At 52.3% G+C, this 18,357-nt stretch carries 19 protein-coding genes; 6 read left to right on the top strand and 13 right to left on the bottom strand.

The window, feature by feature from the left end:
• Position 1 precedes the first annotated feature (1 nt).
• Together KI367_RS11195 and KI367_RS11200 are read left to right on the top strand one after the other, a co-directional pair.
• A complete protein-coding gene (locus KI367_RS11195; RefSeq protein ID WP_036709799.1) occupies positions 2–241 on the top strand; it encodes a DUF362 domain-containing protein in 240 nt (79 codons plus the stop codon).
• 117 nt (positions 242–358) lie between these two features.
• On the top strand, positions 359–1,003 hold the full coding sequence (locus KI367_RS11200) for a helix-turn-helix transcriptional regulator (protein ID WP_036709801.1): 645 nt from the start codon (positions 359–361) through the stop codon (positions 1,001–1,003).
• 74 nt (positions 1,004–1,077) lie between these two features.
• Here the strand turns inward: KI367_RS11200 and KI367_RS11205 are convergent, their stop codons facing one another.
• Positions 1,078–1,416: an ArsR/SmtB family transcription factor gene (locus KI367_RS11205; protein WP_212949655.1), complete on the bottom strand. Its 339-nt coding sequence runs from the start codon at positions 1,414–1,416 to the stop codon at positions 1,078–1,080.
• A 2-nt stretch (positions 1,417–1,418) separates the two neighbouring features.
• On the bottom strand, positions 1,419–1,844 hold the full coding sequence (locus tag KI367_RS11210; RefSeq protein ID WP_212949657.1) for an SRPBCC family protein: 426 nt from the start codon (positions 1,842–1,844) through the stop codon (positions 1,419–1,421).
• Between the two features lie 263 nt (positions 1,845–2,107).
• On the opposite strand from KI367_RS11210, the gene KI367_RS11215 reads away from it, so the two are divergent.
• Positions 2,108–2,554, top strand: coding sequence for a GNAT family N-acetyltransferase (locus tag KI367_RS11215; RefSeq protein ID WP_212949737.1), 447 nt, complete (start codon positions 2,108–2,110; stop codon positions 2,552–2,554).
• Positions 2,555–2,853: 299 nt separating this feature from the next.
• On the opposite strand, the gene KI367_RS11220 is transcribed toward KI367_RS11215, so the two are convergent.
• The 3 genes from KI367_RS11220 to KI367_RS11230 are packed head-to-tail and all read right to left on the bottom strand — an operon-like array spanning position 2,854 to position 5,669.
• Positions 2,854–3,732: a sugar phosphate isomerase/epimerase family protein gene (locus KI367_RS11220; RefSeq protein WP_212949659.1), complete on the bottom strand. Its 879-nt coding sequence runs from the start codon at positions 3,730–3,732 to the stop codon at positions 2,854–2,856.
• Positions 3,733–3,756: 24 nt separating this feature from the next.
• Entirely contained in the window at positions 3,757–4,614 is an 858-nt protein-coding gene (locus KI367_RS11225) for a sugar phosphate isomerase/epimerase family protein (RefSeq protein WP_212949661.1), read from the bottom strand.
• Positions 4,611–5,669 carry a Gfo/Idh/MocA family protein gene (locus KI367_RS11230; protein WP_036709815.1) on the bottom strand — a complete coding sequence of 353 codons (1,059 nt, stop codon included), beginning with the start codon at positions 5,667–5,669 and terminating at the stop codon, positions 4,611–4,613. The genes KI367_RS11225 and KI367_RS11230 overlap by 4 nt, the downstream gene beginning before the upstream one ends.
• A gap of 162 nt (positions 5,670–5,831) precedes the next feature.
• On the opposite strand from KI367_RS11230, the gene KI367_RS11235 reads away from it, so the two are divergent.
• Both KI367_RS11235 and KI367_RS11240 read left to right on the top strand, forming a co-directional pair.
• On the top strand, positions 5,832–6,707 hold the full coding sequence (locus KI367_RS11235; protein ID WP_036709818.1) for an AraC family transcriptional regulator: 876 nt from the start codon (positions 5,832–5,834) through the stop codon (positions 6,705–6,707).
• Positions 6,708–6,899: 192 nt separating this feature from the next.
• The gene (locus tag KI367_RS11240; protein ID WP_212949739.1) at positions 6,900–7,220 is read left to right on the top strand and encodes a DUF4190 domain-containing protein; all 321 of its coding nucleotides are present in this window, start codon (positions 6,900–6,902) and stop codon (positions 7,218–7,220) included.
• 152 nt (positions 7,221–7,372) lie between these two features.
• On the opposite strand, the gene KI367_RS11245 is transcribed toward KI367_RS11240, so the two are convergent.
• From KI367_RS11245 to deoR, 6 genes are all read right to left on the bottom strand, one after another.
• Positions 7,373–8,674: a pyrimidine-nucleoside phosphorylase gene (locus KI367_RS11245; RefSeq protein ID WP_212949663.1), complete on the bottom strand. Its 1,302-nt coding sequence runs from the start codon at positions 8,672–8,674 to the stop codon at positions 7,373–7,375.
• A 46-nt stretch (positions 8,675–8,720) separates the two neighbouring features.
• Positions 8,721–9,428: a purine-nucleoside phosphorylase gene (gene deoD, locus KI367_RS11250; protein WP_036709826.1), complete on the bottom strand. Its 708-nt coding sequence runs from the start codon at positions 9,426–9,428 to the stop codon at positions 8,721–8,723.
• A 49-nt stretch (positions 9,429–9,477) separates the two neighbouring features.
• Positions 9,478–10,659: a phosphopentomutase gene (deoB, locus tag KI367_RS11255; RefSeq protein ID WP_212949664.1), complete on the bottom strand. Its 1,182-nt coding sequence runs from the start codon at positions 10,657–10,659 to the stop codon at positions 9,478–9,480.
• Between the two features lie 40 nt (positions 10,660–10,699).
• Positions 10,700–11,881 (bottom strand): NupC/NupG family nucleoside CNT transporter, encoded by a 1,182-nt coding sequence (locus tag KI367_RS11260; RefSeq protein WP_036709830.1) that lies wholly within the window; start codon positions 11,879–11,881, stop codon positions 10,700–10,702.
• Positions 11,882–12,042: 161 nt separating this feature from the next.
• Positions 12,043–12,714, bottom strand: a complete 672-nt coding sequence (deoC, locus tag KI367_RS11265) for a deoxyribose-phosphate aldolase (RefSeq protein ID WP_212949666.1) — start codon at positions 12,712–12,714, stop codon at positions 12,043–12,045.
• A 191-nt stretch (positions 12,715–12,905) separates the two neighbouring features.
• Positions 12,906–13,841: a DNA-binding transcriptional repressor DeoR gene (gene deoR, locus KI367_RS11270; RefSeq protein WP_036709837.1), complete on the bottom strand. Its 936-nt coding sequence runs from the start codon at positions 13,839–13,841 to the stop codon at positions 12,906–12,908.
• Between the two features lie 296 nt (positions 13,842–14,137).
• Here deoR and coaA point away from each other — a divergent pair, with 296 nt between their 5' ends.
• On the top strand, positions 14,138–15,061 hold the full coding sequence (gene coaA / locus KI367_RS11275; protein ID WP_036709839.1) for a type I pantothenate kinase: 924 nt from the start codon (positions 14,138–14,140) through the stop codon (positions 15,059–15,061).
• A gap of 38 nt (positions 15,062–15,099) precedes the next feature.
• Here coaA and KI367_RS11280 read toward each other — a convergent pair whose 3' ends face one another.
• Both KI367_RS11280 and KI367_RS11285 read right to left on the bottom strand, forming a co-directional pair.
• Positions 15,100–17,190: an MMPL family transporter gene (locus tag KI367_RS11280; RefSeq protein ID WP_212949668.1), complete on the bottom strand. Its 2,091-nt coding sequence runs from the start codon at positions 17,188–17,190 to the stop codon at positions 15,100–15,102.
• The gene (locus tag KI367_RS11285; RefSeq protein WP_212949670.1) at positions 17,183–18,346 is read right to left on the bottom strand and encodes an NAD(P)/FAD-dependent oxidoreductase; all 1,164 of its coding nucleotides are present in this window, start codon (positions 18,344–18,346) and stop codon (positions 17,183–17,185) included. Before KI367_RS11285 ends, KI367_RS11280 begins: the two co-directional genes overlap by 8 nt.
• Positions 18,347–18,357 lie beyond the last annotated feature (11 nt).

An 18,357-nucleotide genomic window follows, 5' to 3' on the forward strand; every position in this document is an offset into this window, starting at 1 on the left:
AATGGCATACGTTATTACCTCGGCTTGCATGGATGAAAAAGCTGCCGATTGCGTGGATGTTTGTCCTGTAGATTGCATCGAGGAAGGTCCTGACCAATATTACATCGACACCGACATTTGCATCGAATGCGGAGCATGCGAAGTGGCTTGCCCGGTGGGCGCGGTATATTATGACGCGGATTTGCCTGAAGAAGAAAAAGGGTTCCTCGAAAAAGCCGAAAACTTCTTCAAAAATAGATAAGCTGATACACCAACGATACATTTCGAGTGATTGCAGCCTGTTGATCTTTCGTGTCGGCAGGCTGTCTGCACTTCGCACCCGAGCTTCAGGAAAAAAGCAGAACAGGCGGTGATGAAAATGAACCAACAACTGGATATTTCAACCCGGGACAAAATCCTGCAGCTGCTGAAAACCAAAGGCGAGCTCAGTGCAAAAGAGATTACCGAGTTCATCGGAATCACGAGCATGGCCGTACGCAGGCATATCAATACGCTCGAAAAGGAAGGATTGATCGAATCGAAAACGATTCGGCAGCCGATGGGCCGCCCTACCGCGATTTATCATTTGACGGATCAGGCGGAATCCTTTTTCCCGAACAAATACCATACGTTAACGCTGGATTTGCTTGGCGAGCTTGAATTGGACGCCGGCTCCGGGATGGTCGACCGTTTATTCGAACGGCGCAGCGAATCGCTGCAAAGGAACCATGCGGCAAAAATGCAAGGCAAAACGTTCGGCGAAAAAGTCGCCATCTTGGCGGAAATCCAGAACGAAAACGGGTATATGGTCGAGCTGGAACAAAACGGCGAAGACGAATATGCACTGATGGAATACAATTGCCCGATTTCGCAAATCGCGAAGAAATACAACCACGCCTGCACCTGCGAAATGAAAATGTTCGAATCCCTGCTGGGGGCCGAAGTGGTTCGTACCGAATGCCTGGCCCAGGGCGACAAGAAGTGCGCATACACGCTTAAAAATAAAAAGAAAACCTCGCAATGAACCGGACCTTGCGTCCGGAGGCCGTTCGCCTGTCAAGGAATGCAGCCTGGTTCATGCGAGGTTTTTTTATGGAATCAGACAGGATCATCCGAGCGGTCCGCTTCCACGAAAAATTGCAAAGCAGCCATTTTGTTTTCCCAGAAGCGCTCGAAATAGGCGTACCACTCTTTGATCTCCTGCAGCGGCTGCGGGTCAAGGCTGTACCTGTTTTCTCTCCCGACCCTTCTCTCTTTTACGAGTCCCGCCTCCGACAAAACGCGGAGATGTTTGGACACGGCCGTCCGGCTCATCGGAAAATGGCTGCTGATGACCGTCACGGGCATTTCTTTCCCGGCTAGAAGCTTCAGCAGCTGTCTGCGCGTCGGGTCGGCAATCGCCTGAAAAACGTCGTGTTTGGCTTGCGCTTCCCCCATGGTTACCCCTCGACGTACGCGCCCAGTTTTTGATGCAGACCGGCCCAGCCTTTGTCCATCACGCCGCGAACGATCGGATGAGGTTGCCCGAACTCCGTCAACGTATGCTCGTTCCAGCCGGAATGAATGATCGTAATTTCGGTTTGATCTGCCAGATCCTTCAATTCAAACGTCAGCGTCCAGTCTTTCCCCCACCGAAACGCAATTTTGCGGGGTTCGTCCACTTCCGTCACTTTGCACGGAGACATTCCATAGGGGCCCGCATTCAGCTGAAATTCATGGCCAACGACCGGCTCGAGATCATTGGGCATAAACCATGCCGACAGCCCTTCCGCCGTAGCGACGGCCTTCCATACCTTCTGAATCGGCGCCTTAAACACGCCGGTATACCGTATATCGGGCAAAGCCCCTTGTTTTTCATGTTCCATTGTTGATCCCTCCCGTTTTTTATACCTAAATGCGAAACCTTCTGGTTTTATTTCTTGTTTATTATATACAACCGTTTGGTTTCATATCAAGTCCAATTTTTGCCTGGGATCCTGTTTATAAAAATAGATTCCCTCTCATTCGGTACCCTGTCGGCCTTTTTTATTGCATTTACAACAAATAATAAATTCTATATACTTGTCATTGACGTTGACGTCATCATGACTATCTGATCGAAACATAAATCCGGAGAGGGTTGAAAATGATGCATTCAAAAAGAATTACACAATCCGAGGAACTAGAGGCTGCTTTCTTAATAAGAAAGAAAGTATTCGTTGAAGAACAAGGTGTGCCACTCACAGACGAGTTTGATGAATTTGATACGCTGGATGGAGATTGCGAGCATCTGCTCGCCTACTACGATGGACAACCCGTTGGCACGGGCCGGATCCGCGCTCATGATGGAGTAGGCAAATTAGAACGTATTTGTATTTTAGAACCTTACCGCAAAATGGGGATTGGAAAGACAATCATTTCAGGATTGGAAGAAATCGCACTTGAAAAGGGGCATCAGCAAGTTAAATTGCACGGGCAAACCCAGGCAGAGGGATTCTATAACAAGCTTGGCTACCGGACTTCATCAGCTGAATTTATGGAAGATGGCATTCCCCACATATTAATGGTCAAAAATCTTGAACCTTCTCTCATTTAAAAACAATTCCAAGGGTCATCTACTGTCAAAACACAAAAAAGCCGCAACAATGCGGCTCAGAGTGTCGAGAAAGTCCAACGGACTTTTCGACACTCTATTTTTTATATGGGGAATCATATCTTTTAAAATAAAAATCGATTTAAAGCGCTCTGAGAACCCTACTTCAGTGACCGACGAGGCAATTTTAAACCCCCTGCAAAAAAACAGGGGGTTTCTCGACAGCCTGAGCCGCAACAATGCGGCTTTTAAAGTGTAATGTTCGCTTCGCCTTGCCGTTTTTCGAAGTACAACGCTTCGCATTAACCTCTGAACTGCTTCAAAAATTGCACGGCTTTGGAAATGTCGGCTTCCGGATCTTCGCCCACTTCGCGTTCGATCGTCAAATATCCGGCATAACCGATGTCTTCGAGCGCCTTCAAATATTCCGTCCAGTTGACGCTGCCTTCGCCAAGCGGAACTTCGCGGAAATATTGGCCTTCGCCTGGAACGAACGTGTTATGTTCGTTGACGGGCGCATCGTAGCCGAGGGACTCGTAAATGTAATGCGCCGGTACCTCGCGCAAACGGATGCCGTCCTTCGCATGGGTGTGCACAATGTAATCCTTCAGGTTGTATACGCCCTGCGCAGGATCGTCTCCCGTCACCATGACCATGTTGGCCGGGTCGAAGTTGACGGATACGCCTTTGGAGCCGAGACCGTCGAGGAATTCCTTCAATCTTGCCGAAGGCTCCGGACCGGTTTCGATCGCAAAGTAGGCGTTCATGCTGGTTGCGTACGATGCGAGCTCTTCGCAGGCATCATGCATGTTTTGATAAATCTCGCTGTTTCTATCTTCCGGCACGATTCCGATATGCGTCGTCACGACGGAAGTGCCCAGCTCGACGGCCAGATCGAGAATCCGTTTCGATTTTTCGATTTTTTCCGCGTTTACGCTTTTGTCCTGGAATCCGTAACCGCCCAAATCGCCGACAAGCGCGGAAATTTCCAGACCAAGCGACGCGATGTACTCCTTCAGTTCTTTACGCTGCGCAGCAGAGAGGTTTGCCGGGTCCATCTCGCCGCTTACGGCATAAATCTGAACGCCGTCCGCCCCGACCATTTTAGCCCGCTGCAGGCCTTCTCTAACGCCTACGCGAAAGCTGTCTACAATAACGCCGATTTTATTGTTCATCACCATTGACTCCTTCCGTATTCGTATGATTTACGCTTCGTTCCAGAAGCGCTTCACGTTTTCCAATCCGATGCGCGTTCCTTGGACCGCGTCTTCCATGCCCTCGAATTCGATGGACAAATATCCGTCATAACCCGAAGCCTTGATCAGGCGGATCGATTCGCGCAGGTTGATGTCGCCGTGTCCGGCGATCGCCCCTCTCAAGTAATTGCCGCCGGCCGTTTTGAACCAGCCTTCGCCCGGATCCTTGGATGCATGGCGCAGGTAAAAGTCCTTGATATGAACCATGGATGCAAACGGCAGATTGTTGCGGACGGCAATGACCGGGTCCTCGTCGACGCACATGAAGTTTCCGACGTCGAGCGTCGTTTTGAAATTCGGACGGTCCACGGCGTGAACCAGCGCCTGCACGCGGTCGCTTGCTTGAATGTAATACCCGTGGTTTTCGACGCTTGTCGTAATCCCGTACTGCGCCGCATAGTCCGCAACTTGGCGGCAGGCTTCGGCCAGGCGTGGAAGCTCGCTGTTGAACTGCTTGATGGAAGTGTCGCTGCGGCCTGCCACGTCATGGCGCATCAGCTTCACGCCCAAACAGGCGGCGACGTCCACTTCTTTCTTGACGCGTTCGACTTCCTTGGCGATCTCCTCGTCGCTGTCGACGCCGAAATTGGCGTAAATCGCATAGTTGGAAACTTCGATGCCCACTTCCTTCGCTTTAGCGACGATTTGGTCCGTCAATTCGGGATTGTCGGTCAGCGAATAGCCGATCGGCACGATTTCCACATGCTCCCCGCCGATTTCCGCGATTTTCTCGATGGCCTCGAGGATCGTCATTTTGCCTTCATGCACGGGACGGTACAAACTATAAGTGCTTATTCCCACTTTCATAGCTGGATTTCGACTCCTTTTTCGGCGGATTCGTAAATGCCCGTCAATATTTTCATCAATTCCAATCCGTCTTCGACCGGGCTCATCGGCTCCCTGTTGTGTTGGATATTGAGGATGAACTGATCGATTTCGTTTTGGAACGCGGCTGCGAAGTTAAAGCCTTTGTTGTCGATCTGCGGCTCGATGTTGACCATCACGTCGTTCTTTTCGGTTACGATCACTACCTCCGGATCGATTTCAAATCCGCCTTTGGTGCCATAAATGCGAACCCCTGCTTCATCCTTTTTCGCGTGCAGGGAGAAGCTGACGTCCACCATCAGCGATGCGCCGTTTTCAAAACGGATCAAAGCATTCGCCAAATCCTCCACCGTATTTTTGCTTGCGTCATAGTCGGCAGCCTTGTAGAAGGACAGATGCTTCACGTTCGAACGGTTGCCAAGCTTGTGATAAACGTTCCCTGAAACCGATTTCACTTTTGGTCTGCCCAGCATGTACCAGCACAGGTCGATGACGTGCACGCCGATGTCGATCAGCGGTCCGCCGCCGGAACGTTCTTTGTCCGCGAACCATCCGCCAGGGTTGCCGAGACGGCGCAAAATCGATGCTTTGGCATAATACAGCTCGCCGAATTCGTCTTTTTGGATGAATTCCTGCAGAAGGCCGATGTTCGGGTCATACCGGCGCACAAAGCCGACTTGCAGCAGCTTGTCGCTGGAACGGACCGCTTTTTGGACGTTCAGCGCCTCTTCCACGGTGCGGCACAGCGGCTTTTCGACCAGGACGTGTTTGCCTGCCTGGATCGCGGCGATGCTGATTTCCGCATGGGAGTTGTTCCATGTGCAGATGCTGACGGCGTCGATTTCAGGGTTCGCGAGAAGCTCGTTGTAGTCCGTATATGTGTGCGCTGCGCCGTATTTTTGCGCGGCCGCCTTCGCTCGTTCTTCGTTCAGGTCGCAGATGGCCACGATTTCGGCATCCGGGTTTTTTTGATACGAATTCATGTGCGACTCGGAAATGGAACCTGCACCGATGATGCCCACTTTGATTTTGCTCATTCGCATTCAACGCTCCTTTGGATTCATTCTCATCTTTTGGATTGATTGGGAAGTGCTTCGATAGATGTTTTATATATATTGAATTATAATGTTTCTAGTTAAGTCTGCCATGCAAAGCCTTGCTCTTTATTTGTATAATTGTGCGATTTTGAGGTGACCGATATGGAAAGACCCCTTTCTCTGCAAGAACCGATGGATATGCCGAACCGCTTTTTCCCGATCAAAGTCCATTACACGACGACCAAAGAATACGGAATGACGCTCTTTAACCATCATTGGCATAATCATCTCGAATTCCTGTATTTCACCAAAGGATCCGCCATGATCGAGCTGAATTCCGTTCCGTACGAGGTTCGCGAGGGGGACCTGGTCGTCATAAACAGCAACGATCTGCATTACGGCGTCAGCCAATGCGACGATTTGGTCTATTATGCGATGATCCTTGACATCAAGCTGCTCCATAGCCACTCGATCGATGCGATCGAAACCAAATTCATCACGCCGATTTCGCAGAACCGGATTTTGTTCGCCAGCAAAATTACCGGCGACGCCGAAATCATCAGCTGCATATCCTCCCTCATCGAGGAGCTGAACCAGCGCGAGCTGGGATACGAGTTATCGATCAAGTCGTATTTGTATCGAATCCTGACCATTTTGCTGCGCCGATACGGAACGAATAAACTGTCCACGGAAGAAGACCATCAGCGCCTGAAGAATCTGGAGCGGTTCACGCCCGTTTTTCAATATATCGAAGAGCATTACCCCGAGGATCTAAGCGTCGATCAGCTCGCCGGGCTTGCGGGCCTCAGCCGGTTTCATTTCAGCAGATTGTTCAAAGAGCTGACCGGGCGCACCATTACGGACTATATTAATACGCTGCGGATCAACAAATCAGAATACCTGCTGCGCAACTCGCGCATGAACATTTCCGAAATCGCGCTATCGACCGGTTTTAAGGATATTTATTATTTCAGCCGCTCGTTCAAGAAATATAAGCATGTTTCGCCAAGCGAAATGCGCAAAAACTTCCATATTTAATGTAAAAACGATAGGATTCCTGATCGAAAACAAAAATTTGTCGAATGAAATTTAGGATTTTGCATGGTCAATCTCCTTTTTTCTGGGTATAATAGTTCTGAATGTTTGATATTTTATACATAAAGTATCATTTTGAGGAGGAACATATCTTTGGATCCATATTCATCCGAACAATTTAACCAGTTTCAACAAATGCCGCCGATGCAGCCGCCGAAGACCAACGGCAAGGCGATCGCAGCCCTCGTGCTCGGCATTCTCAGCCTGATGATCCCGTACGTGGGCCTGATCCTCGGCATCATCGCGATCGTCCTGGCCTGCCTCTCCTTCAAGGAGATCAAGCAGAGACAAGAAGGCGGACGCGGCCTGGCCATCGGCGGACTCGTTTGCGGCATTATCGGCACAGCCTTATACGGAATCATTATCGTCATCCTCGTCATTGCCCTCATGGCCTTCGGCGCTACCGACAGCTATTATGATGTGCTTTCGTCGATTCCGCCTTTGACATCGGCTTAATAACGCAAAAAAGGATTGAAGCATGCGCTTCAATCCTTTTTTTGCATTCGCTACGATAAAACAGAGTTCGCCGTTAAACATCCAGGAGAGACAAAAAGAGCTGCCCCGGCCTTGAAGACCTTGGGCAGCTCTGCTGCATAAAGCGATCCTTATTATTCCGTCACCGTTCCGTAAATCAATACAGGGGCTTCGGCATGGTCGGCGATACGGATGTTGTCGTAAATTTTGTTTATGACGTCATCCACGTTTTCGCGGTTGGCATGAATCGTTACGAGCGATTCGCCTTTTTTCACGCGATCTCCGATTTTTTTGTTCAGCATCAGGCCGACGGCCAAATCGATTTCCGATTCTTTGGTCGCGCGTCCCGCTCCAAGCCACATGGCCGCCGTACCGATTTCGTCAGCGACGATTTCCGCGACGACGCCGTCTTCCTTCGCAGGAACCTCGATTTGATACTTCGCTTGCGGGAGCTGTTCGGGATGATCCACGACATCCGGATTGCCGCCTTGGTTGCGGATGAACTCCTTGAATTTCTCGAGCGCTTTGCCGTTTTTGATGACTTCCTTCAGCATTTCTTCCGCTTCCTCGAGGGAGCTTGCCTTTTTCGCCAGGTATACCATTTGGCGGCCGAGCGCCAGGCACAGTTCTTCAAGGTCTTTCGGCCCTTGGCCTTTCAGCGTATCGATCGCCTCTTTGACCTCAAGGGAGTTGCCGATGGCGAAGCCAAGCGGCTGGCTCATGTCGGAGATGACGGCCATCGTGTTCCGTCCGACGTTGTTGCCGATGCTGACCATCGCAAGCGCAAGCGCCTTCGCGTCGTCGACGGTTTTCATGAAAGCGCCGGCTCCCGTTTTGACGTCCAGCACGATCGCGTCGGAGCCTGCGGCGATTTTTTTGCTCATGATGGAGCTCGCAATAAGGGAAATCGAATCGACCGTCCCCGTGACGTCGCGAAGCGCATACAGCTTCTTGTCCGCAGGGGTCAGGTTGCCGGTTTGGCCGATGACCGCGATTTTATGTTTGTTGACCAGCTCCACGAATTCCTCGCGTTCGATTTCCACGTGGAAGCCTTCGATGGACTCCAGCTTGTCGATCGTTCCGCCGGTATGTCCCAGGCCGCGGCCGGACATTTTGGCTACCGGGATATCCAGCGCCGCGACAAGCGGTGCAAGCACCAATGTCGTCGTGTCGCCCACGCCGCCCGTGGAGTGCTTGTCGACCTTGATCCCTTCGATTTCGGACAAATCGATCGTATCGCCGGAATGAACCATGGCCATCGTCAAATCCGCCCGCTCCCGCTGGGTCATGTCTTTAAAGAAAATCGCCATCGCCAAGGCACTGACCTGGTAATCGGGAATTTCCCCTTTGGTATAGCCTTCTATGATGAAATTGATTTCTTCCGTTGTCAATTCTCCGCCGTCACGTTTCTTTTCAATCAAGTCGACCATTCTCATAGGTAGCAATGCCTCACTTTCAAAAAGTTAATGATATTATTCCGGCTTACAGCGTGATAGCCGTTTCGAGCGCGACTTCCATCATATCGTTGAACGTCGTCTGGCGTTCTTCCGCGGTCGTTTCTTCCCCTGTCAACAAATGGTCGCTGACCGTGAGCAGCGTAAGCGCGTTGACGCCGAATTTGGCGGCAAGCGTATAAAGTGCGGTCGTTTCCATTTCCACGCCGAGAATGCCGTGCTGCATCAGCTTTTCAACGACGGATTTATCGTCGCGGTAGAAGATGTCCGAGCTGAAGACGTTGCCGACATGCAGCTTGAGGCCTTTTTCCACGCCTTTCTCATAAGCCGTTTTCAGCAGCTGGAAGCTGGCGATCGGGGAGAAGTCATAGCCGCCGAAATAATGGCGGTTTGCGCCGGAATCCGTACAAGAAGCCTGGGCCAAAATGACGTCGCGTACATGCACGTCTTTCTGCATGCTGCCGCAAGTGCCGACGCGCATCAGGTTTTTAACGCCGTATTCATTGATCAGTTCGTTCACGTAAATGCTGATGGACGGAATACCCATGCCCGTGCCTTGAACGGAAACGCGTTTTCCTTTATAAGTCCCCGTAAATCCAAGCATGCCTCGAACTTCGTTGTAACAGGTCACATCCTGCAGGTACGTTTCCGCGATGAATTTTGCACGCAGCGGATCTCCAGGCAGCAGAATCGTTTCCGCGATATCTCCGGTTTTGGCTCCAATATGAGTACTCATGAATATGTCCTCCTGACAAGTGTTTATTATGGATAAAATAGGTTGCGAATTATTTCAAATCTTTAAGGAAGCTCGTGCCGTATTCCGGCATGGTCACGCCGAAGTTGTCCGCTACCGTTGCGCCGATGTCGGCGAACGTGTTGCGGAGCGCAAGCTCGCTGCCGCCGTTCTTGAAACGCGGGGAATACACGATCAAAGGCACGTACTCGCGGGTATGGTCCGTGCCGCGGTACGTCGGATCGTTGCCGTGGTCCGCGGTGATGATCAGCAGATCGTCGTCGGTCATTTTCGCGAAAACTTCCGGCAGGCGCGCATCGTAATCCTCAAGCGCTTGACCGTACCCTTGCGGATCGCGGCGGTGTCCGTACAGCGCGTCGAAATCGACCAGGTTCAGGAAGCTGAGACCGGTAAAGTTTTGGTCCATCGTTGCGATGAATTTGTCCATGCCGTCCATGTTCGAAGACGTGCGGATCGCTTCGGTTACGCCTTCCCCGTCATAAATATCGGAAATTTTCCCGAGGGCGATGACGTCGAAGCCACCGTCCTTCAGCTCGTTCATTACCGTGCGGTTAAACGGCTTCAGCGCATAATCGTGGCGGTTGGCCGTGCGCTTGAAGGAACCCGGCTGTCCGACGTAAGGACGCGCGATGATGCGGCCCAGCATGTAAGGATCGTCCAAAGTGATCTCGCGGCAGAACTCGCAAATTTCGTAGAGTTCCTTCAGCGGAATCACGTCTTCATGCGCGGCGATCTGCAGCACGGAGTCTGCCGAAGTGTAAACGATGAGCGCCCCGGTCTTCATTTGCTCTTCGCCAAGCTCGTCGATGATGGCCGTTCCGCTCGCCGGCTTGTTGCCGATGACCTTGCGTCCGGTTTTTTCTTCGATGCGCTTGATCAGCTCGTCCGGAAATCCGTCGGGGAACACGCGGAACGGCGTATCGATGTAGAGGCCCATGATTTCCCAGTGTCCGGTCATCGTGTCTTTGCCTGCGGATTTCTCCTGCATTTTCGTGTAATAGGCGAGCGGCTTATCCGCTTTGTCGACGCCCTGGATTTCGCGAATGTTGGAAAGGCCGAGCTTGGCCATATTCGGCATGTTCAATCCGCCGCGTTCTCTGGCGATATGCCCGAGCGTGTCGACGTCAAAATCGTCGAATTGCGCGGCGTCCGGCGCTTCGCCGATTCCTACCGAGTCCATGACGATCAAGTGTACGCGTTTAAATTCTGCCATTCATGATCACTCCTTCGTAATTGAGTATAACGTATCTATTTTATAAAAACACGCCGGCAATCGTTGCGGACAGCACGCTGACAAGCGTCGCTCCGTACAGCAGCTTGAGGCCGAAACGCGCAACCACGTTGCCCTGCTTCTCATGAAGTCCCTTCACCGCGCCGGCAATGATGCCGATCGAGGAGAAGTTCGCAAACGAAACGAGGAACACCGATACGATGCCGACGGCGCGGGCGGACATGGCCGTATGTTTGCCGAGCTCGAGCATGGCGACAAATTCGTTGGATACCATTTTCGTAGCCATGATGCTGCCTGCTTCCACGGCCTCGTTCCAAGGCACGCCCATCACGAAGGCAAACGGAGCGAAGACGTAACCGAGCAGCTCCTGGAAGGTGATGCCGAAGATGCCGTTAAAGATGCCGTTGATCATCGCGATCAACGCGACGAAACCGATAAGCATCGCCGCAACGGTAATCGCGACCTTGAACCCGTCCATAATGTATTCCCCGAGCATCTCGAAGAACGACTGCTTTTCGGACTCCTCCTGAACTTCCAGACTGTCTTCCTCAGGCGTCACTTTATAAGGATTGAGGATGGAAGCGATGATAAATCCGCCGAACAGATTCAGAACGAGCGCCGTCACGACGTATCTCGGGTCGATCATGGTCATGTACGCGCCAACGATGGACATCGAAACCGTGGACATTGCGGACGCGCAAAGCGTGTACAAGCGGTGCTTCGGCAGCGCGCCGATCTGCTTTTTGACGGAAATGAACACTTCGGATTGCCCCAAAATGGCCGAGGCCACTGCGTTGTAAGATTCCAGCTTGCCCATGCCGTTGATCTTGCTGAGCACGAGGCCGATGAGCCGAATGATAATCGGAAGCACTTTGATGTACTGCAAAATTCCGATCAGGGCCGAAATGAAGATGATCGGCAGCAGCACATTGAGGAAGAACGGAGCTTGTCCTTCGTTCGCTATGCCGCCGAATACGAAGTTGATGCCTTCCGCGGCATAATCCAGCAAGTTTTTGAAAATATCCGAAAATCCTTGAATCAGCGCGGTTCCGACAACCGTATTCAGCAAAATGAATGCCAGAATAAGCTGAAGAATGATCATGATGATCAATGGGCGATAGCGAATACCACGTTTGTTATTGCTGGCGACAAAAGACAGTGCAAACACGACGAGTAATCCCAATACCGCAATCAAATATTTCATGGCTGTCTCCCTAGGTTGAATTTTGTATGAAGATCCGTATGAATAAGGCTATGAAAAATCGTTTTCATAAAGCGCTTCCAGACGATTCATGAAAAAGCGGAGCATGGATGTTTCGCCTCTCCGCTTTGCGTCCAGGCGGCTGACGCCGTCGGTTTGAAGCATTAGTAGGAAGACGTCGACTGGCCGCCCTCCATAATTTTTACGCCGGAGCTCGCGCCGATGCGGGTAGCGCCCGCTTCGATCATTTTGTTCATGTCTTCCAGGCTGCGTACTCCTCCGGAAGCTTTCACGCCAACGTTCGGGCCGACCGTCTGACGCATCAAACGGACATCCTCCGGCGTCGCGCCTCCCGTGGAAAATCCGGTCGAGGTTTTCACGAAATCTGCACCCGCTTTCACGGACAAACGGCTAGCGCGCTCCTTCTCTTCATCCGTAAGCAGACAGGTTTCGATAATGACTTTTACAAGCGCTTTCCCTTTGGCTGCGTCAACGACGGCTTTGATATCCTGCTCCACGAAATCGTCCTGCTTGTCCTTCAGAGCCCCGATATTAATGACCATGTCGACTTCGGTTGCGCCGTTTTCGATCGCATTTTGCGTTTCGAACGCCTTCACGGCCGATGTGGTTGCTCCCAGAGGGAACCCGATGACCGTGCACACTTTTACTTTCGTGCCGCTTAACTGCTCGGCGGCATATTTAACCCATGTCGGGTTTACGCATACAGAAGCAAATTCGTACTTTTTCGCTTCTTCCGTCAATTTTTGAATTTCGCTTTGGGTTGCATCCGCGCGAAGCAACGTATGATCGATCATACCTGCAAGATTTGTCATCATGTCATCTCCTTCAAGAATAATTACCCGAAAATATTGCGCTTTCTTTGCTTGCTGCAGAAATATCATAACACTCGTCAGAACATATGTAAACACTGTCTTGAAATTATGTTCATGGCGGTTTTGTGGCATTCACCAGCCTATTTTGCGCAAAAAAATCTGCCATATGTATCTATGGCAGATTTTGAAATCCTTTAAACCGTCAGGGCTTGGGCCGTGAACTGGTCCGTGATCAAAATGTTCGCGTACCCTCCGGCCAATGCCGCGCGGATCGCATCAACCTTGCTTTGCCCGCCGGCAACCAGGATGGACTTTTCCTTTTTCCGCAATTCGTGCAAATCGATGCCGACCGTCCGGTTGTTGATCTCCTCGCTGCAGATGTTGCCGTCCTTGTCGAAAAAACGGGAAGAGATATCGCCGACGCCTTTTTTCTTCAGCAGTTTTTGCTCCTCATCGGTGAAATAACCGAGCCTGAACAGCAGCGCATCCTCCCTTACCGTCCCGACCGTAAACACGGCAATGTTCGCTTGCTTGCCCAGCTCGATGATCCTGCTGATGTGCCGGTCCTCTTCCACGATGCGTTTCAAGGCGATATTATCGAAAATGACCGGAAGCGGAAGGTAGCGGGCCACCGTTTGATAAGCTTCGGCAAATAAATTGACCGTATCCGCCGCGTACGTGTTGACGTGGGAGTGGCTGACGCCTCCCTTGAGCTGGACGACTTCGACTCCCCTGACGCTTTTGGGCTGCAGCTGCTTCGCCACCGCAAACATCGTCGTCCCCCAGGTTACGCCGATAATATCTTTGTCTTGGACGTTGTCGTACAGATAATCGGCGGTTTGTTTGGCGATATGCTTTTGAATTTCTTCATAGGTATTCAGGGGAGAATAACAGACCTGGACGGTATCCAGCCCGTATTTCTGTTCCAGCTTTTTCGATAAAATATGGGAGTCTTCCTGCGGATCCACGATCTCGATTTTCACGTACCCCTGCTCCTTCGCGAACTGCAGCAGCCTCGATACCGTCGGACGGGACACGCCGAGCCGCTGCGCGATGTCCTGCTGGCTGAAATCCGATTGATAGTAAAGTCTCGCAGCTTCAATCGACAATCGTTGTTTTTCTATGTCCATTCTTTGATCATCACCCGTCTTTTCTCTCTCTTACGTCATGAGCCGTTCGTTTCGCGCGCCTTATCCTGCAATTCCCCGATCGCTTGCCTGATTCCTTTTTGCAAGATATGCTTTTTCCGGCGCCGTTTATTTGTTAAGATAGCTATTGTGAATTTTTCCGTCACAATCAGTATAACAAAAATAGTCGATGAACGTACATCGTCAAAGACAAGGCCGGCCTTCGACCACAAGGATGGACTTCAAAACGAGACCTGCGGATTGCAGCCGGGGCCGGGCCCGATAGAAAGTGAGCGATCATGAAAAATACATATTCCCCGTACTTTGAATTTGACCGGAACGCATGGGCGTTGTCCCGGGATTTGCCCTCTCTCACGATATCGGAAGAAGAGTTCGAAGAGTTAAAGGGCTTAAACGAAAAAATTTCGATCGAAGAGGTATCCGCCGTATATTTGCCGCTTGCGCGGCTGATCCATTTATACGTCACCGCTTTTGCCCAGCTTCAATCGAAGATGAGTTCATTTTTGAGCGTCCCTGCGCCGAAAGCCCCATTTGTCATCGGCATAGCAGGCAGCGTCAGCGTAGGCAAAAGCACCACCGCCAGATTGCTGCAAACGCTTTTATCCCGCTGGCCCGAGCATCCCAAGGTCGATCTGGTGACGACAGACGGTTTTCTGTACCCCAACCGGGTGCTTGAAGCCAAAGGCATCATGAACAAAAAGGGCTTTCCGGAAAGCTACGACATCAACCAACTGATGCATTTTATCAGCAGCGTCAAGTCCGGCGAACCCGCCCTTCACGCTCCGTTATATTCCCACTTCGAATATGACGTTCTGAAGGACCGCACGCAGCTTGTGGACCGGCCCGATATTTTGATCGTCGAAGGGATCAACGTGCTGCAGGTGAACACCAGCGAGCCGTTTTTCGTCAGCGATTTCTTTGATTTTTCCATCTATATCGATGCCGACGAAGAGAACATCCGCAAGTGGTACATCGAAAGGTTCCTGCTGCTCCGCGATTCGGCCTTCCAGGACCCCCGTTCGTATTTCCACAAATACGCGACGCTCTCGGAGGAAGAAGCGGTCGGCACCGCGGCCAAAATCTGGCAGGACATCAACGCCAAAAATTTGCACGAAAATATTTTGCCGACGAAGGAACGGGCCAAACTGATCATCAAAAAAGGCTCGGACCATTTGATCGAAAAAGTGATGCTTCGCAAGTAACGGATTCGAATCCTCAAACAACGGGTGCCGCCTGCGTCCTAAAGCGGACGAAACCAGCGCGGCGCCCACCAATTGTATTTCCCCAGCAGCTTCATCAAGGACGGCACCACAAGCAGCCGGAGCAGGGTAACGTCAATCCATACGGCAGAAGCGATGCCGGTGCCGAGCTGCCTAACTCCTTCCACCTCTCCAAAAGCAAACGGCAGCGTGACCGCAATCAGAATGGCTGCTGCAGCCGTAATGAGCTTTCCCGTAGAAGCCAATCCTTCTTGAATGGCAGCATCCACTTGTCCCGTTTCCCGGAAGGCTTCGCTCATCCGCGACAGCAGAAACACCCCGTAATCCATGCTTACGCCGAAAACCAAACCAAAAACAAACACGGGAACCATGACGGCGATCTCCCCCGGCGATGAACCCGCCAACCCGCTCTGAAACACGATCACCAGGACGCCGAACGAGGCCGCGATGGTGAGCAGGTTCATAACAACCGCCTTCACCGGAATCAACACCGAACGGAAAGCCGCAAACAACACCAGCATATTGGTGATGACGATAAAAGTAAGCATGCGGGGCAATGCACCGGCAATCGCGTCGATGACCTCCTGCCGGGATTTGGCTTCGCCCCCGAGAAGCACGCGGATGCCTGATTGTCCGGCCTCTTTTTCCAGGCTTCGCAGCCAGGTATGGACCTCCGCCGAGCCCGGCTCTCCCATGTAAGAAATCCGGTAGAAGACTGTATTTAAATAGGAATTGTCCTTGAAAACGGGTACCGGCAATGGTTTGATGCCAATAACCGAAACGTCGTTTTGGATCCGCTTGATCCAGGCTGCCGCTTCCTTGCGTTCTTCGGGCGTAAATCCCTTTCCTGAAGGCTGCATGGCAAGCAGCACCTCCGAGACGCCATCCTGCCGAAAATACGTGCGGATCGCTTCATCGGCTTTTCTTGATTCCGTTTCGGGAGGGAGGGAACGTGCATCCGGAACCGCCGTGGTCATCCGCAATGCGGGAAAAAGCAATAGCATCATGAGGCAGCATCCGGCCAGCAATACCCTCCCCGGTCTACGCATCACCCTTTCCGCCCAAAGAGCCCAAAACCTGCGGCTTCGGTCGTCCGGGAATGCTTGTCCGGCCTGCTTCCGTACCAGCCACGGTGAAATGAATCGCAGCAGCGCCGGCACCAGGCTTAAATTTACGGCCGCCGACAGGATCACGACGATGATGGCGCAAAGGGATGCGCTCCGGAACATCGGCATCGGAATGAAAGCGACGGCAACCAATCCGCCTAAGACGCATGCGCTCGAAACATAAACCGCTCTTCCCGAAGTGCGAAGCGTTACCTGCAACGCTTTTTCCGGATGGCCCCTCCCCAGCTCTTCCCGGAAACGGTTCGTCATAATAAAGGCGAAGTCCAGGCATAGCGCCAGCCCGGTCATCGGAATGACGTTCAGGATGAAATTGGACAGCTCGAGATCGAAAGCGGTGCCCAGCATCGCTATGAAGCCCATCGCCGTTGAAACGGAAAGCAATCCCATCAGAACGGGAAGCAGCGCATACCAGAAACCGCCGAACGAAAGCAATAAAATGAGGAAAGCAAGCGGAATCCCGAAACGTTCCGCCCGTTTGAAATCATGCATGCTCGCTTGATTGACATCCTCCTGGACCACCGTTTTCCCCGTCAATTGGATCGTGATGCCTTCGAGATGCGGCAGTCGGTCCCGAATCCGGTTCAATAGATTTTTGCGCTCTCCCAGGGGCTCATCCGTTCCAATGAGGGCATATGCTGCATCCTTTGCCATCTGCTCGCGATGTTTCAGCGGAGACTGCACGAATGCAACTCCGTCCAGTACGGCCAGTCTCTTCAAGGTATCATCGATAATCTCTGAAAATCGGGCATGCGAAACGGTTGGCTGCCTTTGGAACACGACGATCACCGGATCTTCCGGCATGCCGCCGTTTTCCTCAAGGAGCCGCTGTACTTCGTACGAGCTGCCTTTGGTGTATAAGCCGGGGCCTTGGACGATGGAAGGGAGCCGTGCCGAAAACGATCCGAATATAACAAAAATCGCCATCCAGCATGCCGCGATTGCACCCGAATGGCGATATACGAACCGAGACAACCACTCACCCATGCCCGTCATCCCCGTTTTCCGGCGGGGTTTGCGGACCCATCCGGGTGGACTTGACCACCGCATCGCCCAGCTGAGGGAACATGCGTGCGCAGGCCGTGAAAATTCGCGGAACAACCGGCATGTTGGCCAACGCCTGCAGTCGGCGTCCTAAGCTCAAAATCGATGCATATTCCTTTTGCATGTCAAGTCGATATGCGCGGTACCACTCTTCCATGCTCATGGCGTTCCGGAGGTACTTATCGCCGTAATGGGCGCATCTCCCTGCCGATCGCAGCGCGGCGGACATGCCATCGCCAAACAACGGCGGGATCATCGCGCCGGCATCGCCAATCTGGGGCACGATTCCCCAAACGTCCGGCTCCAAGGACAAATAGACAGGGGCAATCGATACCTCCGAATCCGGGATCACCGTCCCACCGGCCAGCCGCTCCGCGAGCTGCTTGTTATCGGCTGCAGCCGATAGCAGGAGCTCCCGCACGGAGTTGCCTTTACGCCGGATCCGGTCCAGCGGCAGGAGAGCCGCGACGTTCGTTTTCCCCCCTTCGACGGGCGAAATGCCGATATAGCCATGCCTGATAAAATAAAGCTCCACCGCCTGATCGGTGGCTACTCCGCCGAAATGGGCCTTGATTCCGATATAGGCTGTTCTTCCGCGCCTTTTTGCCGGTCGTGCCGCCAATTCCGTTCGTGGATGTACTCCCCAAGCGGCAAAAACGGTACGGGCATACAGGATGTTGGTCCCTCCCGCCGAGCGGATGCCGATGCGAAATGCCCCCGAATCGGCGGCGATGCTGGATACCGACGTTCCGGTATGCACTTGTGTGCCGGCTTTTTCCGCAGCCTCGAGCAGAACCGCATCCATTTCATACCGGCTTAAGCCCCATGCAGGTTGCTCCAGCTTGGCTTCGACGACGCCCCCATGCCTGAAAACGATCCGCGCCTTCGTGATTCGGCCAGGCTTCAGCGCCTTCAGCGCCACATAAACGCCAAGTTCCTTGAATACTTCGAGCGTTTCCGGCGAAAGGAATTCTCCGCAGGCTTTATGCCTGGGAAAACGGAGCCGGTCGAACAACATGGTGTTCCATCCGAGGCTGCCGAGACGGATTGCCAGACTGCTTCCGGCCAGTCCTCCCCCTATTACCACCGCGTCCGGCATTTCGGCGTCCC

The sequence above is a fragment of the Paenibacillus cookii genome (assembly GCF_018333375.1).
Lineage (GTDB): Bacteria > Bacillota > Bacilli > Paenibacillales > Paenibacillaceae > Paenibacillus_AQ > Paenibacillus_AQ cookii.

Excerpts from the sequence above, each read along its gene's own strand:
- KI367_RS11220 (WP_212949659.1), bottom strand. The coding sequence starts at position 3,732 with ATGGTGATGAACAATAAAATCGGCGTTATTGTAGACAGCTTTCGCGTA.
- coaA (WP_036709839.1), top strand. The coding sequence starts at position 14,138 with ATGAAAAATACATATTCCCCGTACTTTGAATTTGACCGGAACGCATGG.
- KI367_RS11230 (WP_036709815.1), bottom strand. The coding sequence starts at position 5,669 with ATGAGCAAAATCAAAGTGGGCATCATCGGTGCAGGTTCCATTTCCGAG.
- deoD (WP_036709826.1), bottom strand. The coding sequence starts at position 9,428 with ATGAGTACTCATATTGGAGCCAAAACCGGAGATATCGCGGAAACGATT.
- KI367_RS11280 (WP_212949668.1), bottom strand. The coding sequence starts at position 17,190 with ATGGGTGAGTGGTTGTCTCGGTTCGTATATCGCCATTCGGGTGCAATC.
- KI367_RS11200 (WP_036709801.1), top strand. The coding sequence starts at position 359 with ATGAACCAACAACTGGATATTTCAACCCGGGACAAAATCCTGCAGCTG.
- KI367_RS11245 (WP_212949663.1), bottom strand. The coding sequence starts at position 8,674 with ATGAGAATGGTCGACTTGATTGAAAAGAAACGTGACGGCGGAGAATTG.
- deoR (WP_036709837.1), bottom strand. The coding sequence starts at position 13,841 with ATGGACATAGAAAAACAACGATTGTCGATTGAAGCTGCGAGACTTTAC.
- KI367_RS11260 (WP_036709830.1), bottom strand. The coding sequence starts at position 11,881 with ATGAAATATTTGATTGCGGTATTGGGATTACTCGTCGTGTTTGCACTG.
- KI367_RS11285 (WP_212949670.1), bottom strand. The coding sequence starts at position 18,346 with ATGCCGGACGCGGTGGTAATAGGGGGAGGACTGGCCGGAAGCAGTCTG.
- KI367_RS11195 (WP_036709799.1), top strand. The coding sequence starts at position 2 with ATGGCATACGTTATTACCTCGGCTTGCATGGATGAAAAAGCTGCCGAT.
- deoC (WP_212949666.1), bottom strand. The coding sequence starts at position 12,714 with ATGATGACAAATCTTGCAGGTATGATCGATCATACGTTGCTTCGCGCG.
- deoB (WP_212949664.1), bottom strand. The coding sequence starts at position 10,659 with ATGGCAGAATTTAAACGCGTACACTTGATCGTCATGGACTCGGTAGGA.
- KI367_RS11205 (WP_212949655.1), bottom strand. The coding sequence starts at position 1,416 with ATGGGGGAAGCGCAAGCCAAACACGACGTTTTTCAGGCGATTGCCGAC.
- KI367_RS11225 (WP_212949661.1), bottom strand. The coding sequence starts at position 4,614 with ATGAAAGTGGGAATAAGCACTTATAGTTTGTACCGTCCCGTGCATGAA.
- KI367_RS11210 (WP_212949657.1), bottom strand. The coding sequence starts at position 1,844 with ATGGAACATGAAAAACAAGGGGCTTTGCCCGATATACGGTATACCGGC.
- KI367_RS11235 (WP_036709818.1), top strand. The coding sequence starts at position 5,832 with ATGGAAAGACCCCTTTCTCTGCAAGAACCGATGGATATGCCGAACCGC.
- KI367_RS11215 (WP_212949737.1), top strand. The coding sequence starts at position 2,108 with ATGCATTCAAAAAGAATTACACAATCCGAGGAACTAGAGGCTGCTTTC.
- KI367_RS11240 (WP_212949739.1), top strand. The coding sequence starts at position 6,900 with ATGCCGCCGATGCAGCCGCCGAAGACCAACGGCAAGGCGATCGCAGCC.